The 14,609-nt window shown below is 56.9% G+C and carries 12 protein-coding genes and 1 pseudogene; 4 read left to right on the forward strand and 9 right to left on the reverse strand.

Features of this window, described 5'->3' with window-relative positions:
- The first annotated feature begins 198 nt into the window (after positions 1–198).
- Positions 199–1,248: an acyltransferase family protein gene (locus tag N1937_RS16560; RefSeq protein ID WP_260056573.1), complete on the forward strand. Its 1,050-nt coding sequence runs from the start codon at positions 199–201 to the stop codon at positions 1,246–1,248.
- 192 nt (positions 1,249–1,440) lie between these two features.
- On the opposite strand, the gene N1937_RS16565 is transcribed toward N1937_RS16560, so the two are convergent.
- The 5 genes from N1937_RS16565 to N1937_RS16585 all read right to left on the reverse strand — a co-directional run bounded on the left by N1937_RS16565 (position 1,441) and on the right by N1937_RS16585 (position 8,185).
- On the reverse strand, positions 1,441–2,145 hold the full coding sequence (locus N1937_RS16565) for a hypothetical protein (RefSeq protein WP_170279017.1): 705 nt from the start codon (positions 2,143–2,145) through the stop codon (positions 1,441–1,443).
- Positions 2,145–4,421: a polysaccharide biosynthesis tyrosine autokinase gene (locus tag N1937_RS16570; RefSeq protein ID WP_162118007.1), complete on the reverse strand. Its 2,277-nt coding sequence runs from the start codon at positions 4,419–4,421 to the stop codon at positions 2,145–2,147. The genes N1937_RS16565 and N1937_RS16570 overlap by 1 nt, the downstream gene beginning before the upstream one ends.
- A 51-nt stretch (positions 4,422–4,472) precedes the next feature.
- The gene (locus N1937_RS16575; protein WP_170279018.1) at positions 4,473–5,180 is read right to left on the reverse strand and encodes a sugar transporter; all 708 of its coding nucleotides are present in this window, start codon (positions 5,178–5,180) and stop codon (positions 4,473–4,475) included.
- 79 nt (positions 5,181–5,259) lie between these two features.
- Entirely contained in the window at positions 5,260–6,471 is a 1,212-nt protein-coding gene (locus N1937_RS16580) for a polysaccharide biosynthesis/export family protein (RefSeq protein WP_032985158.1), read from the reverse strand.
- A gap of 289 nt (positions 6,472–6,760) precedes the next feature.
- Positions 6,761–8,185: an O-antigen ligase family protein gene (locus tag N1937_RS16585; RefSeq protein WP_170282251.1), complete on the reverse strand. Its 1,425-nt coding sequence runs from the start codon at positions 8,183–8,185 to the stop codon at positions 6,761–6,763.
- Positions 8,186–8,492: 307 nt separating this feature from the next.
- On the opposite strand from N1937_RS16585, the gene N1937_RS16590 reads away from it, so the two are divergent.
- Together N1937_RS16590 and N1937_RS16595 are read left to right on the forward strand one after the other, a co-directional pair.
- Positions 8,493–9,092, forward strand: a complete 600-nt coding sequence (locus tag N1937_RS16590) for a transglutaminase-like cysteine peptidase (protein WP_260056574.1) — start codon at positions 8,493–8,495, stop codon at positions 9,090–9,092.
- Between the two features lie 269 nt (positions 9,093–9,361).
- Positions 9,362–10,690: a UDP-glucose dehydrogenase family protein gene (locus tag N1937_RS16595; protein ID WP_017965755.1), complete on the forward strand. Its 1,329-nt coding sequence runs from the start codon at positions 9,362–9,364 to the stop codon at positions 10,688–10,690.
- 115 nt (positions 10,691–10,805) lie between these two features.
- On the opposite strand, the gene N1937_RS16600 is transcribed toward N1937_RS16595, so the two are convergent.
- Both N1937_RS16600 and N1937_RS16605 read right to left on the reverse strand, forming a co-directional pair.
- The gene (locus N1937_RS16600) at positions 10,806–11,597 is read right to left on the reverse strand and encodes a metallophosphoesterase family protein (RefSeq protein ID WP_162118004.1); all 792 of its coding nucleotides are present in this window, start codon (positions 11,595–11,597) and stop codon (positions 10,806–10,808) included.
- Between the two features lie 72 nt (positions 11,598–11,669).
- A pseudogene (locus N1937_RS16605) lies at positions 11,670–12,242 on the reverse strand (TolC family protein); the annotation flags it as partial.
- A gap of 284 nt (positions 12,243–12,526) precedes the next feature.
- Here N1937_RS16605 and N1937_RS16610 point away from each other — a divergent pair.
- Positions 12,527–12,778 (forward strand): KTSC domain-containing protein, encoded by a 252-nt coding sequence (locus tag N1937_RS16610; RefSeq protein ID WP_162118002.1) that lies wholly within the window; start codon positions 12,527–12,529, stop codon positions 12,776–12,778.
- A 203-nt stretch (positions 12,779–12,981) separates the two neighbouring features.
- On the opposite strand, the gene N1937_RS16615 is transcribed toward N1937_RS16610, so the two are convergent.
- Together N1937_RS16615 and N1937_RS16620 are read right to left on the reverse strand one after the other, a co-directional pair.
- Positions 12,982–13,587: an alpha/beta hydrolase gene (locus N1937_RS16615; RefSeq protein ID WP_260056575.1), complete on the reverse strand. Its 606-nt coding sequence runs from the start codon at positions 13,585–13,587 to the stop codon at positions 12,982–12,984.
- Positions 13,588–13,598: 11 nt separating this feature from the next.
- On the reverse strand, positions 13,599–14,531 hold the full coding sequence (locus tag N1937_RS16620) for a VOC family protein (RefSeq protein ID WP_260056576.1): 933 nt from the start codon (positions 14,529–14,531) through the stop codon (positions 13,599–13,601).
- Between the last annotated feature and the right edge of the window lie 78 nt (positions 14,532–14,609).

The raw sequence follows: 14,609 nt of genomic DNA on the forward strand, positions 1-14,609 counted from the left end.
AAAATCGAGGTGGGTGTAAACGGCCCTCTGGTCCTGTCCGCCTATCGGGTCTCATACCACCGTGTTGTCCAGCAACATCAGGGGGTACCCGCCGATGTGAAATGTTGACGCCATATCGGTCGTGTTCGGGAGGCCCTACTTTCTTGACAATGATAAGCTAGGCAGGTTTAAGAGTCTCTCATTAGCGCGGGGACTTTGATGATCTACTCGCTTCAGTACCTAAGGGCGCTGGCCGCCACTGCCGTGGTCATTTTCCACATTGGACTAATCTTTGGCTGGAACTGGCGACCAATGGCTGCCGGCGTCGATCTGTTCTTCCTGATCAGCGGCTTCATAATGTGGTCCGTAACGGCTAACAAACAAACGAGGCCGGGCGAGTTTCTAGCGCGTCGCTTGATAAAGATCGTTCCTCTCTATTGGCTCTTCACTGCCGTGTTCGTTGTCGGGGTGACATTATCACCTGGGCCGTTTAACAACCATACGTCGCAGCCACTACAGGTTGTTATGTCATTGTTCTTCATCCCCTATTACGATCAAAGCGGAAAAATAATACCTGCCTTGGATGTCGGCTGGACACTCAACTATGAGATGTTCTTCTATTTGATTTTTTCGCTTTCCTTGCTGCTTCGTGAGCGCTATCGCCTACCGTGCATCACCCTGACCTTAGTGTCCCTCGTCCTGGCTGGAGCGCTCCCCTTCAAAAATGCGCCATTCGAGGTAGCCACGTCCCCTATGCTTGTGGAGTTTGCTGCAGGAATTTTGATAGCAGCTTGGCACCAGTCTGGCCGCTCTCTCACCAGAGGCGCGGATCTGCTTTTCATCGTTGCCGGCCTAATCGGCATCGCACTTTCGTTCATTATGCAGCCACTGGAAGGCACTGCCGGGCGTGTTTTGATGTGGGGCCTTCCTGCGGCGTTGATACTCTTTGGGGCGTTGTCCTACGAAAAGAACCACAGAGTGTGGCGGATCGAATGGCTAAAGATGCTCGGGGACGCCTCCTATGCCACTTATCTATCGCACCCGATTACAATCGCCGTCTGCAAATACTTGCTTTCCAAGGCTGGCCTTGAACGGCGGGATATAGCGCTGAGCCAGCAGTTGCTTCTTTTCACGCTGACATTCTTGGCGCTGATGGTAGTTGGCGTCGCCTGCTATTATCTCTTTGACAAGCCATCTCATGATTTTCTGCGCCGACGGATAAACAAATTTGGGAAAAGGCCGGCCGTCAGATCAAGCCCTCTTCAATAACGAAGCGCTTACGAACTTAGTTAGCCAGTCCCGTACGGATCGCGAGCGACGCGACACTTTCGAGCGCAGTTTCTATGTTTCGACCTGCCATGACCGCCGAAACTTGCAAATCAATACTTCATAATTCCCGTGAGATCGCCAATTCAGGGCGTTGGGTATTCTTTGCATGCGGCTAAAAAAACCGCATTGCGATTACTTGCTGCAACGCTGTCGGAATCGCGCCGTCGCAGCCTCTCCAACGCTCGTCCAGGTTTGATCGAAGATTGGACGAAGCTGTGGGCTGATCTCTTTTATCGTGGCGTTGACCCTGCAACGATCGCCCAGTTTCAGCATCGTCGTGAGATCGCTATCGAGCGCACGCTTTGCCGCGGCAAGCGTTGCATCGGTAAAATCGTTCCAGAAATAAAACCGCGTCAGAATCATCACCTGGTCGTAGGGCGCGAGCACGACCGAACGCTTCATAATCTCTGCGATCGCGACCGGCTCTTCCGCAATTGTCGACTCCACGGCCGCAAGGCGAAGCCAAAAATTGCTGTTCGTCGGCATGCATGAAAGCGCATACCGCAGATACTGGCGGGCACTCGACGCCGCAACGGCCCAGGCATCGTAGTTGACATTAACATTCTGCCGATCGAGTTGCGCCAGAACGAGGGTTACGCCAGCAGCCACGATGTCTGATCGACAATAATGTCCGTCAACGACGTCGACACTACGCAACGCATATTTGGTCACGACATCATCCGCGACGGTCTCCCCACGCTCGATCCTTTCGGCGACGATCGAGATGCTGGCCGTTCTTATCGAAGCGGAGAGCTCTCGACCGGCCAGCACTGCAAAGACGACGGTGACGATAACGAAAGCGATCCTGGTAACCGAAACGACCTGACCGCGGAACATCAGCTTTCGGTGTAGTATCGCGAATACCGCTTATAATAATACTCGCTCGAACCGAATGTCCGGTAAAGCTTCATCTGCGACGGGTCGACCTTGGTCAATATAGTGCCGACGCATTTCGCATAGAGCTCCGGCTCGGACAGCAGGGTCGACTGCACGACCTTGCGCGATGTCTTTCCCCACTCAATAACGAAAACCACCGCATCCAGCTTCGAATTGATGGCGCGTGCATCCACAACCGGCGCCAAGGGCGGCAGGTCGACGATAATATAATCGAAGCTTTGACGTGCCGTTTGAAGAAGCTGATCCATGCCGCGTGACGCAAGCAGCTCCGACGAATGCGGAACACGATACCGTGCCACCGTCGGCAAAAATGCGAGCTTTGTTTTGGGATCGAGAAGGATAAGATCCTTGAGCGGGCGGCTGTCGACGATCGCCTCGAGCAAGCCGGCCTCGGCATGGCGGCCGATCGCCCGGGTAGCACCAGGATTGCGCATGTCGCCGTCGATAAGCAGGCAACGCGCACCCTGCATTGCCAGGAGCTTGGCAAAGTTGATGGATGTCGTCGACTTCCCCTCACCGGGCAAGCTCGACACGACACCGATGACCTTGCAGCGCTGGTCGGCAGCACTGAGGTCGATGGCAATCTTCGCGCTTCGAAGCGTCTCGGCAAATGCCGAGAGCGGATGCTCCTCGACATAGGTCGTGGTCTTCCCGCCCCTGGCGATGCTTCGCGGATTGCCGGGATCAACGAGCGTCGGATCGTCGACGCTATTTTCAATCAGTGGCATGACACCGAGAGACTCGACATCGAGCACGTCCCTGACATCATCGCCGGTGCGGAAAAACCGATCCCGGAATTCGCGGAAGGCGGCTATACCACTTCCAAATGCACATCCCACGAACATCGCGAAGGCCACGACGAGAGCTCTCTTCGGAGCGCTCGGCTTCGTCGGCGTCTCCGCTGTCGTGATGATGCGCGCAGCGGTAATCGGAAAGCTCTGCTGTTGAATTGCTTCCTGATAGCGCGTCAAGAAGCTCTGATAGAGATTCTTATAGGTATCGCGCGTGCGCTCCAGCTCGCGAAGCTGCACCTGCGTTTCGCCCGCCGTTGCGGCAACGCCCGTCGCCTGTGTCACACTGTCGCGCAGAGAAGTTTCCCGCGATTTCGCGACCTGCAGCTCGCTTTGGTAGCTTTCGGCGATGCGATTCAACTCATCGAACATGAGCCTCTTATATTCTTCCATTTCCGCACGAAGCCGAACCGCCTGGACGTGATCGGGCCCGAGCCGCGCCTCAATTTCGGTCTCGAGCTTGGAAGCTTCCAGATATTTCTTGCGCAGGTCGTTCGAAATGGAGCTGTCGAGCACATCCGTGACGATCGCATCGGTCTGCTTGGCGTCGATGATCGACTTGACGCGGGCATATCGTGCCTCGGCCTTCGCTGTCTCGGCCTGCGCATTGATCAATTGGGTGTTGATCTCAGAAAGCTGCTGCTCGCTAATCAGCGTACCGGATCCGGCCTCGACAAGCCCATGCTCGCCGCGGAATTTTTGAACCGCAAGGTCGGTGTCCAGCGCCTGCTGCCGGAGCTCTTCGATACGCTCCTGCAGCCACTGGCCGGCCCGGCGTGTCGCCTCGTATTTCGAATTGAGCTTGTCGACCAGATAGACGTCGGCGATCCCAGCCGCGATATCACGCGCCAGGCCGGGCGACTGCGCGGTATAACTGACGTCAAGGACGTAGGAGCGGCCGACGCGTTCGACATCGATATTGCCTGCGACAGTTTCCGCAGCGCCTCGCCGCCTCATTTCCGGATCGGGGGCCACGACTGCATCATCGGCAAACCACGACCGAAAATTCATGAAGGATTTCAATGTTGACACGGAAAAGAGCGAGGTTTTCGGTGCCATGAACTCCGGATTGTCGACGAGTTTCAGCTTGTCGACGACAGCATAGGCAATGGTGTCAGACTTCAATAGTTCGACCTGACTGAGGACAGTACCTTCGTCATCGTCCATCTGGCCGAAAGCCGCCAGCTGATTGATCACTTGACTATCGCTGCGGTCGATCAGCACACTTGTGTCGGCGGTGTAAACAGGCACCGACGTCAGGACATACACAATGCCCAGAATGGCGAAGGCGAAACCGCACGCCGCAACCATCCGCCACTGTCGGCGGGCGATTGCGATGAGCTTGTCGAAATCGATGAAGTCAGCTTCGTTTCCAGTATCGCGGGAGGGGTCGATACGCGGCGTAAGTTTATCTGGCGATAGCAATTTCGATCTCCAACAAAAGCGTCAAGCGCTAAGATCTACGGGCAATTCCAGCTATTGTATGACCGGGACACTCTGACTCGTCGACTGCGTCGGATCGGTGGACGACTGCCCAGCCGCTCCGATGCTGACGATCGTCGTCGTTGAAGTCGACGATGAATCATCAGCGCCGGCATTCGAAACCTTCAGCGTGCCCGCAGTTGTGGCAGCGCCGTCGAACGGCGTACCATCGTCCGCTCCAGGCCCGGTTTGTCCAACTTGCCCGTCATTGCCGATGCCGGATGCGGCAGCTGCAGCGCTTCCACCCGGACCGAGCGCCGCGGTGCCGCCTTCAGCCAGAACCTTCGCAAAGGCGGCAAGGAGCGGCGCAAGATTCGGATCGGTGCTCGCCGCCTCGGCGACGGCCTTTTCGATGGCTAGCTTGAATAGTGGATCCGTTACCTGGCAGCTGTTTGCAGCCCGCCCAAGACCGGAACCGATAGCGGCCATCTGTGCGGCATCGGCTTTCTTGGCCTGCTCGATCACCAGCGACAGCGCGTCATTGCTGCTCCCAACCAGTGCGCGGACGCTCGATGACAAAACCAGCGGATCGGACATATCAAGCAGAGCGGTGGGGTTGGCCGTAAATCCATTGATATCGACGAAAGTCACGCTTGAAAGCTTGACGCAAGCCGCTGCAAAAGCGCTTGAATTCATGCTGGCAAATGTTGCGACGACAATTCCGCTGTACGCAAGCTTACGATAAACACCTGAACTTGCCATAACCACAGTCCTTCACCAAATCCGCAATATAGGCCGCCGGCACTGATCATTCGCGATCGATGCCGGCGACCTATTTCAATCAATTTCCAAGATCCTGTACCGCGTTGCGGGTATCCCTCGTATCGTCGGCCACTCCGGAAACAGTGGATGATACCGAATTCACGATGTCAAGGAACTTGACCAGTTCAACAGAGTCCGAATTGGAAATATAGATAATATCCTTGTCTTCCATCTTGAACTGCTGAACAGCAAACAAAGTTGCCGGGTCGCGCATATTCGCACGGATGATCACCGGAACCATTTCACCCGTAAACCTCGTCGCGTCCACGTGCATCGCTGCAACCGTTTTCCTGGGGACAAGGCGGTAGAGCAGGACCTGAGCCGGATCGGCGCGGTCGTCGCGCAAGCCGCCCGCCTTGGCGATTGCCTCTCCAAGTGTCAGATCAGACTCTTCGAAATCGAAGCGGCCACTGACGCCCGCGGCGCCGAGCGCAAGATATGTGCGACGCTCATGATCGATCGAGATCGTGTCATCGGGCGCAACATAGATATTTTCGGCCGGGTTCTTCAACAGCGTCGTGTAGGCGACGGTTGCTGTCTTTCCGCGACGCTGCAGCGTCACATTCGTTTCGATATTGTTGGTCGTCAAACCGCCCGCCGCGGAAATGACATCCAGAACGCGCTCGCCGGCCGGGCTGATCTCGACGCGCTGGGGATTGTTGACGTCACCGAGCACGGCAACCTGACTGGAGCGGCTTGTGGTTGTCGTAATAACCACCTGCGGCTCGATCGCGCGGCTTGCGAGGCGATCCTCGACGTCCTGCTCTACGGTCTCCTTCAGGCGACCGGCAGCCGGAACCCGACCCGCATAGGGAATTGTGATCGTCCCGTTTCTATCGATGGTCTGCTCCGGCAGCGAGATGTAATTGCCGGGTCGGCTACCTGCGTCCGATGGGATGAAGAGACCGCCGGACTGAGCTTCGAAGATGGCGACCTGGACGACGTCGCCGTAACCGAGCGGAATTTCAGGCGCCCCGCCTCGACCACCACCAAACCCCTTGAACGAGGTCGGCTGGGGAGCGGTAAAATACGACAAGACGTTTTTGCTGAGATCAATCAGAGCGTAGTCGATACCGACGCGACGCTCCTTGGTTGTCACTTTCACGGCTGCATCGCGATCAACATCTTTGTGATCGGGACCGGATCTTGGCAACGATGTGCAGCTTGCCAATATAGTCGTTAGCGCTACAACAATGGCGACGCGTGTACTACCGATACGAGAACAACCCATAGAATACCCTGCGTTTACGCCCCTGAAGCTACTGCCCCGCAATCTGACAAAATACAAGACAATCCCCGATCAATAACACTGAAAGCCGATTAACATTCCCCTAACTGTGGCAGGCTGGCAACGCCGAGCCCCTTAGGAAGCGAAAAACGACTTCGGTCCGACTTTTTTTGCGTCGCAACAATCCGAAGGCTGTACCCGCTATAAAATTTCTAGGGTTTCAGAGTCAACCGTTCGCACCTGCACAATCGATCTTTTCCGAAAATCTTATTAAAATCCATCCGTTTAAACTTTACGTGGTTAACGGGTGCTCATATGCCATGTCCGCTTCTCCGTTGCTGCGTCCCAGACATATCGCGACAACTGCACTCAGGAAGGCGGAGTAAAACACCGCAAAACCCGGTATCTGCAGCGAAAAATCGACCGCCGCATGAAGGGCGACCAAAACGCTCGCCGCCAGGCCAAGAAGAACATAATGCCTGAGGCGCCGTCTTTGGGCGAACCCGCGCCGGAACACTCTGGCAAGCACCGAGAAGGCAAGGACTGCCGCAATGGGGAACAATATTCCGAGGCCCAGAAATCCTTCGAGATAGAAATTATGCGCGCGGTCGAAGACCCCGAAAATTCCGCAAGCCGGATCGCGGTAGGCGGAAAACACTGTCCGGAAGGTTCCGAGCCCCGTTCCCGTCAACCAATGATCCGAAATGGCACGCCATATGCCCGGCAGAATGCAAAACCGATCATCATCTTCGAGCCGCCGCTCCTGCGCGCGCAAAATCGCCTGGCCTGCAAACATCGTCAGTAACACTACGACGAAACCAATCGCTGAGAGGAGTATCAGCAACGAACGCCATCTTGGCGCCGGCCTCAAATGGCGCCTCGAGCCGTTCCAATTGAGGACAAGCCATGGAAAATAGACGAGAGCGGCAACAAAGGTCGCAAATATCCCGGCGCGCGAGCGGCTCAGCATCAACGCGGTGAAGCATGCGCACAAGAGCAGGATGTAGATCCACGATCTCAAAAGAAGCGCGTTTCGGCCCGGTTCGCCGGGCGGATAGTTTGAATAAGCACGCGCTATGTCCCTGACCAGGGTCAGCATCAGCAGCGTTCCAAGCCCGAGGAAGGTCGCGGCGGTATTGCGGTTGACGAAGACTGCAGTCAGGCTGTCGAGGTAGGCGCGTTTCTCCACGACGATCAGGACGTTGGGAAACAGCAAAAACTGCAGCAGGCCGAAAACAGCGACAATGCCCGCCGTAAGCCCAAGCCCCGTCAGCACTTTCCGCGCGCGCTGATCGGTATCGCACAAGAGCAGCCCGGTCAGAAATGTGACGAAAGGCAAGGCGATCCACAGGATCGACGCAAGCGTGTCGGCCGGTTCGACCGAGATCGCTGCGTACCGGACACTTGCCAGATCACGCGCAGCACTCCAGGCAGGATTGGCCAACCAATTGGAAGGCAGCTCGATGGTCTGGACGAACGTCCAGCCTGTCAGCACGACGAGCAGAAACAAAGCGATGCTGAAAACCGATCTGGTCTGCCTCGGCTCCCCGAACAACAGCGCGGAAATAATCGCCAGCACAAACATTCCGATAGCAGCGAAGGCGAAGGGAAAGGGCGTGACGCTTCCGAACGGAATAAGAGTCAATATCACCAGGCAAATGAAGACAACGAGGATCACCTCCCGCATGATCTGCCTGTTGATGAGGTTGGATAACATTTGAATCGCTCACCGGCAGCAGCGGGAATGAGGGGCCTACAGCCAATACGATCAATATTCCCGTACTAACATAAGTTGCATATCAAGCGCCTGCGTGTTAAAGTGCAACAGAATTCCACATCATTTAAAATTGTCGCGAAACGTTTAAATCAATCGAGACAACCCCCTGGCTATGCTCCTTGAAGCAGCAGGAACGGGACAGACGTTCTGCGGCCAATACTTGGCAGATCACTAAGTCGCCATGCCATTGACTGAGACCAAAGGCAAGCCTGATCTCAATCGGTTGCCCGTAACGGGGATTTAAGAGATGAAGAAAACAGTCGTTACACTTCTGGCGCTGGCCTTTACAGCAGGCAATGCATGCTCGGCATTTGCCGCCGGTCCCGCAGGTTTTGCCCGCGGTATGACCGGTAATTCGGCGGCCAGTTATATCTCTGAAAGAGGTAAGATCATTCCACCTTTCGCCCAGGTGCTGTTCTGCGCCCAGAACCCGACCGAATGCCGCGACAACAATGGTTTGGCGGTCGTTGCACTGACGGACACGCAAATGCTGCAACTGAAGGACGTCAACTCTGCCGTCAATCGTACGATGGTCGGCCGGAACGACCCCCGCAACGAATTGAATGGCGACGTCTGGAAGGTGAATGTGCGCAGCGGCGACTGCGAAGATTTTGCATTGACCAAGCGCAGCCGGCTGATAGCGATGGGCTGGTCGTCGCGCGCTCTGCGGATCGCGACGGCATATACGCCCTCCGGTGAAGGGCACGCGGTCCTCGTCGTCAGAACCGACAAGGGCGATCTCGTGCTCGACAACAGGAAGAGCAGCATCAAGAACTGGCGCGATACCGATCTGCGCTGGGACAAGATTCAATCGGGAACAGACCCCTATGTCTGGTACCAGCTATAACGGCCGAGGCAGCGACATAGATTGATTGATCCTGTTTCCGGATTGAAGTCGAGCCTGCTCTGACGAGCCGCTCGACTTGTCATATCGCCCACACAAACCTATGTTTTGGCTATCGACGGGGCAGCGCGCGGCAAACTGCGGTGCCCGGAGTTCGATTTTCGATGTGGGTTTCAGGCGATCTTCGGTATTGTCTTTTCGTCCAGATTAACTATGACGAACGTCATGCTGCGACGCAGCATGACGTTCTACTCTAATGATTTGAGGGAAATATGCGCATCACGATGATTGGATCAGGCTATGTCGGCCTCGTTTCAGGCGTTTGCTTTGCGGATTTCGGCCACGACGTCATCTGCGTCGACAAGGATCTGAGTAAGATCGAAGCCCTTCGCGAAGGCCGCATTCCGATCTACGAGCCGGGTCTGGAGCAACTGGTCGCCGAAAATACCAGCACCGGCCGGCTGTCCTTTTCGACCGATGTCGGCGAAAGTGTCCGCAGCGCCGACGTCGTGTTCATCGCTGTCGGCACGCCGTCCAGGCGCGGCGACGGCCACGCAGATCTCTCCTATGTCTACGCCGCTGCACGCGAGATTGCCACCTATGTGGAAGGCTTCACCGTTATCGTCACCAAGTCGACGGTGCCGGTCGGCACGGGTGACGAGGTCGAGCGGATCATGCGCGAAACCAATCCCGCGGCAGATGTCGCCGTCGTTTCCAATCCGGAATTCCTGCGCGAAGGTGCGGCGATCGAAGACTTCAAGCGTCCCGACCGTATCGTCGTCGGCCTGAACGACGACCGGGCGCGCGAAACCATGACCGAGGTCTACCGCCCGCTCTATCTCAACCAGGCCCCCTTGGTCTTCACCACCCGCCGCACCTCCGAACTGATCAAATATGCGGCCAATGCATTTCTCGCGATGAAGATTACCTTCATCAACGAGATCGCCGATCTCTGCGAGCGGGTCGACGCAAACGTCCAGGACGTTTCGCGTGGAATCGGTCTCGACGGCCGTATCGGCTCCAAGTTCCTGCACGCCGGCCCGGGTTACGGCGGCTCGTGCTTCCCCAAGGATACGCTTGCTCTTGCCAAGACGGCGCAGGATTACGACGCGCCGATGCGTCTCATCGAGACGACGATCTCGATCAACGACAACCGCAAGCGGGCGATGGGACGCAAAGTCATTTCGGCCGTCGGCGGAGACATTCGCGGCAAGAAGATCGCGATCCTTGGCCTGACCTTCAAGCCGAATACCGACGACATGCGCGACAGCCCGGCGATCGCGGTCATCCAGACCCTGCAGGACAACGGCGCGCAAGTGGTCGGCTACGATCCCGAGGGTATGGAAAACGCCCGCAAGGTGATCGAGAACATCGAATATGCGAGCGGACCCTACGAAGCGGCCGCTGGTGCGGATGCGATTGTCATCGTCACCGAATGGAACCAGTTCCGCGCGCTCGATTTCAATCGCCTGAAGCAGTCGATGCGCGCTCCGATCCTGGTTGATCTGCGCAATATCTACCGCAGCGACGAGGTCCGTAAACACGGCTTTACCTATACCGGTATCGGCACCAACCTTTATCAGGAAGCGACCGGCGCCTGAGATAGCTCCGTGAACTTTTATTGTCCTAACGCCGCGGAGCATAATCCGCGGCGTTTGGTTTTGAGCATGACGCCGAAAAGTGTAGGCGTTTTCGGACGACCTCATGTTCGCCGATTTAAAGGATGCCGACTCGCGTCCCCTTTATCGTCAGCACCGTCAGCCGGCCCGTCGCCGAAACCGCAGTGTCGATACCAATGCGTTGCGGCCCGAATGTCGGGATTCGTGCCGGCGTATGCCCGTGGATCACGAGGACAGGAAGCTGCGGCCCTTCATCCAGGAAGGGCTGACGGATCCACATGAGGTCGCTGTCTTTCTGCTTTTTGAGGTCGATGCCCGGTTTGATGCCCGCATGAACAAAGACGACCCTTCCTATCCGCAGCATGATCGGCAGCGATTCCAGGAATTTGATATGCCGCTCGGGTATCATGGTGCGGATGACGCGGGCAATTGTTTCGCTTCCGGCCGCCGACTCCAGCAGATGCTCGATGTCGATACCGTATGAGTGCAGCGTCTCCGTTCCGGCAAAGCCGAGCCATTCGAGAATGCGTGCCGGCTTGCGGTAGAGTTTGACCAGTTCCGCGTCGTGATTGCCGCACAGGACGAAGCGCTGAAATCCCGGCGGCGGGGTCTTGCTCAGGAACTCCAGCACCGCACTCGAATCAGGCCCGCGATCGACATAGTCGCCGAGCATGACGATGAGTTTCGGTCCCGGGATGCGCGCGGCATCCTCGACGATGCGGCGATGCACCTCGACGAGCTCGTTATAACATCCGTGAACATCGCTCATCGCGTAGACCGCAGCGAATTCGCCTTCGGCAAACGTCAGCCGAGCGCGTCTTTTACGGTTGCCGGCCAGTATCGGTATGTGTTGTCGCCACGGCGCTAGATAGTTAAACATGGAACCCATTTATGAGACCCGACCGAATGGCGGGTTGCGGAAATAATCCATCTCTTATCCATCGCTGAAACGGCATGAGGCTCACTGTTCACAAGAATTTGGCCTGATCGCGGCCCCACCGAAGTTGTAACCCGAACCAATTGCCACATTCAGAGTGACATAGTTCTTCGCCGTTTGCTGCACCGCCTGCGCCAGGTTGGCCTGACTGGTCGCGGCTGAACGCTGCGCATCCAGCACATCAAGCAAGGATGATTGTCCATCCTTGTAGCTCCCGATTGAAAGCGCAAGAGTCTCCTGCGTGGTCTTCACCTGCGCCCGCAGCGCCTGAATGGTTTGCGCGTCGCGGTGAACGGACGATAGAGCGCGCTCAATCTCTTCGAGGGCGGCCAGAACAATCTGCTTCCACGCAAGAGACTGCACCTTCGCATTGGATCTCGTCATCTCCACATTCGGGCGCAGCCGATCACCACCGAAAATTGGCGGGTTGAGAGCCGGCCTGAACAACCAGGTGGTCAGGCCACCGGGAGCGCTACCCGCTTGTTTTATGGATGACGGCGAGATCGAACCATTGAGAGTGATGCTCGGATAAGGCTGCGACTCGGCAGCGCCGATATTGACCGTTGCAGCGGCGAGGTCACGCTCCGCCTTGCGGATGTAGTCATTCATGCTTGGGAGGGTGCTGCGGTTAATAATACGCTATAGTTTGCTATATGATGATTAATCCGGCGTTAAGCCGGCGATTATTGCGTTTCTCGCGACATTATCGGCTAATATTCCTCAAATGGAGGAGCCACAGGCATCGGATTTCCACAGGGGTGACCTTCGAGAAGCTGCAAAAATCAACTATAACGAGAGGCCGCGGGAAAAAATGAACGTTAAAGCAGATCGCGCTTGACGCCCTTGCGGCGCAGCATAATGATGGCGCGTTGCGAGCGTGAATGACATTCTTGGTCAGGAATCTCAGATCCAAAACTGCGGGGTGCAAAGTGGAAACTGCGGTTGATTCGAAGCTTATCGAGGCGATCACCTACGACGAAGACAGCCGGCATCTAAGGGTCTATCTGACCAACGGTCAGAGGCGAGAATATGAAGGCGTTCCCAAGGGTGTCGTCGTCGGTTTGACGATGGCGGCATCGCCAGGAAATTTTTATATGAAGGCAATCCGGGGCAAATATCCTCCCCGTCCCTAATGCCTTATCGAGAACGGATGATAGTATCATCGTTCCAGCAAAGATGCGGGACCGGCATTCGCCGGTCCCGCAAATCAGTTTCCCGCCAGCACTTGCATAATTCCTTAAATCGGGATCGATTGAAGGACAAATTATGCCGCACTTCAAAATGCTACGGCGTCGTTTGCGTGTCTAAAAAGACGCGGCGCTGCCGCGGCGCGCGGTCAATAATTGCCGAGGAAATCGCGAACCGCATTGATCTCGAGCGGCGCAATTTCGTGACCGCCGGGGTGCCAGACCACCCTGACCTCCGCCTCTCGCTCTTTCAGATGCTCGGACAGCGCCTCAGTCATGGAGACGGGAGCGATCGGATCCCGTCGTCCCGCCGTCACCAGCACCTTTCTTCCCACAAGCGTTACCTGGGCTTCGGGTTGAAACGGAATGAGCGGGTGCATCAGAACCGCGGCATCGAAGATACCCTTCTCGATCAGCACGTTGGCAAGAATATTTGCGCCGTTCGAGAATCCCAGGCCGAGAATCTCGGAAGCCCGGTACTCGTCAGCGAATGCCTTGACGTAGGCAGCCATCTTCTCGGTCGCGCGCGAAAGGTCGGGCATGTCGTAGACCCCTTCCCCGGTGCGGCGAAAGAACCGCGCCGCGCCGTGTTCGGAAACATCGCCGCGCGGGGAGAGAATCGTCGCTTCCGGCAGCAGGCGCCGACCAAAGTCGAAAAACTGGTTTTCGTCGCCACCGGTGCCGTGCAGCACCAGCAGGATAGGTTTATCAGGTGCACCGGCATGCAGCCGGTGCACATATCCAGTTTCGGTCATATCGCCTCTCCTTACGCTTCGAGCGGCTGCAGGTGCTGCTCGAGCAGCGCGCGAAGATGGGCGTGCTGCTGCGGCAGTTTCAAGGCTTCGCCGAGATGGGCCGTGTCCTCGTCGTGGTCGAAACCTGGCTCATTGGTCGCGACCTCGAACAGCACGCCGCCCGGCGTGCGAAAATAGATCGCCCAGAAGTAGTCGCGGTCGATCACCGGCGTGACCTGATAACCCGTGTCCATCAGCGACTTGCGCACTTCGAGCTGCTTCTCGCGGTTTTCGACGGCGAAGGCGACATGATGAACCGAGCCGGCGCCGGGGAGCGCGCGGGCGATGTTCGGCATGGTCTCGAGATCGATGAGATGCGCGCCATTGCCGGAGGGCTTGATCAGCCGCTTGACGCCGTCCCTTTCTTCAGCGACCTGGTAGCCCATGAATTTCAGGAGTTCCGCCGTGGCGCCCTCGTCCCGCAGCCGCATGGCAACGGAATGGAAGCCGCGAATGGCGTGATCCTCGCTGATGCCGCCATGCGTCCAGGGCTGGCGGTTATCGTCCTCGATTTCAACAAGCGCGAAACCGTCACCGTCGGGACCGGAAAAATTCAGGCGTTTCTCGCCGAAACTTTCCTCAGCCTTCAGGCCGCCGACACCAAGCGCGGCAAAGTGTTCGCTCCAGAAGCCGATCGAGCCTTGCGGAACGGAAAACACCGTCGTGCCGACCTCGCCTGTGCCGGGACGGCCCTGCGCCATCTTCGGGAACGGGAAATAGGTCATTACGCTGCCGGGTGTGCCGGTCTCGTCACCGTAATAGAGGTGATAAACGTCAGGCGCGTCGAAATTGACAGTCTTCTTGACGCGACGCAGACCGAGCGCATTGGTGAAAAACTGGTTGTTGGTGCGGGCGTCCTGCGCCATCGACGTGACGTGGTGCAGACCCTTGATCTGATCGAGCATTTGAGACCCCTTTCATGCCCGCCGTTGCGGGCTTTCGATGAGGCTAAGATGCGCGCTGAAACTCTCACGGAACAGACC

The organism is Rhizobium sp. WSM4643, assembly GCF_025152745.1.
In the GTDB taxonomy this organism is placed as follows: Bacteria; Pseudomonadota; Alphaproteobacteria; order Rhizobiales; family Rhizobiaceae; genus Rhizobium; species Rhizobium leguminosarum_I.

Excerpts from the sequence above, each read along its gene's own strand:
- N1937_RS16560 (WP_260056573.1), top strand. The coding sequence starts at position 199 with ATGATCTACTCGCTTCAGTACCTAAGGGCGCTGGCCGCCACTGCCGTG.
- N1937_RS16565 (WP_170279017.1), bottom strand. The coding sequence starts at position 2,145 with ATGTTCCGCGGTCAGGTCGTTTCGGTTACCAGGATCGCTTTCGTTATC.
- N1937_RS16575 (WP_170279018.1), bottom strand. The coding sequence starts at position 5,180 with ATGGCAAGTTCAGGTGTTTATCGTAAGCTTGCGTACAGCGGAATTGTC.
- N1937_RS16580 (WP_032985158.1), bottom strand. The coding sequence starts at position 6,471 with ATGGGTTGTTCTCGTATCGGTAGTACACGCGTCGCCATTGTTGTAGCG.
- N1937_RS16585 (WP_170282251.1), bottom strand. The coding sequence starts at position 8,185 with ATGTTATCCAACCTCATCAACAGGCAGATCATGCGGGAGGTGATCCTC.
- N1937_RS16590 (WP_260056574.1), top strand. The coding sequence starts at position 8,493 with ATGAAGAAAACAGTCGTTACACTTCTGGCGCTGGCCTTTACAGCAGGC.
- N1937_RS16595 (WP_017965755.1), top strand. The coding sequence starts at position 9,362 with ATGCGCATCACGATGATTGGATCAGGCTATGTCGGCCTCGTTTCAGGC.
- N1937_RS16600 (WP_162118004.1), bottom strand. The coding sequence starts at position 11,597 with ATGGGTTCCATGTTTAACTATCTAGCGCCGTGGCGACAACACATACCG.
- N1937_RS16610 (WP_162118002.1), top strand. The coding sequence starts at position 12,527 with ATGACATTCTTGGTCAGGAATCTCAGATCCAAAACTGCGGGGTGCAAA.
- N1937_RS16615 (WP_260056575.1), bottom strand. The coding sequence starts at position 13,587 with ATGACCGAAACTGGATATGTGCACCGGCTGCATGCCGGTGCACCTGAT.
- N1937_RS16620 (WP_260056576.1), bottom strand. The coding sequence starts at position 14,531 with ATGCTCGATCAGATCAAGGGTCTGCACCACGTCACGTCGATGGCGCAG.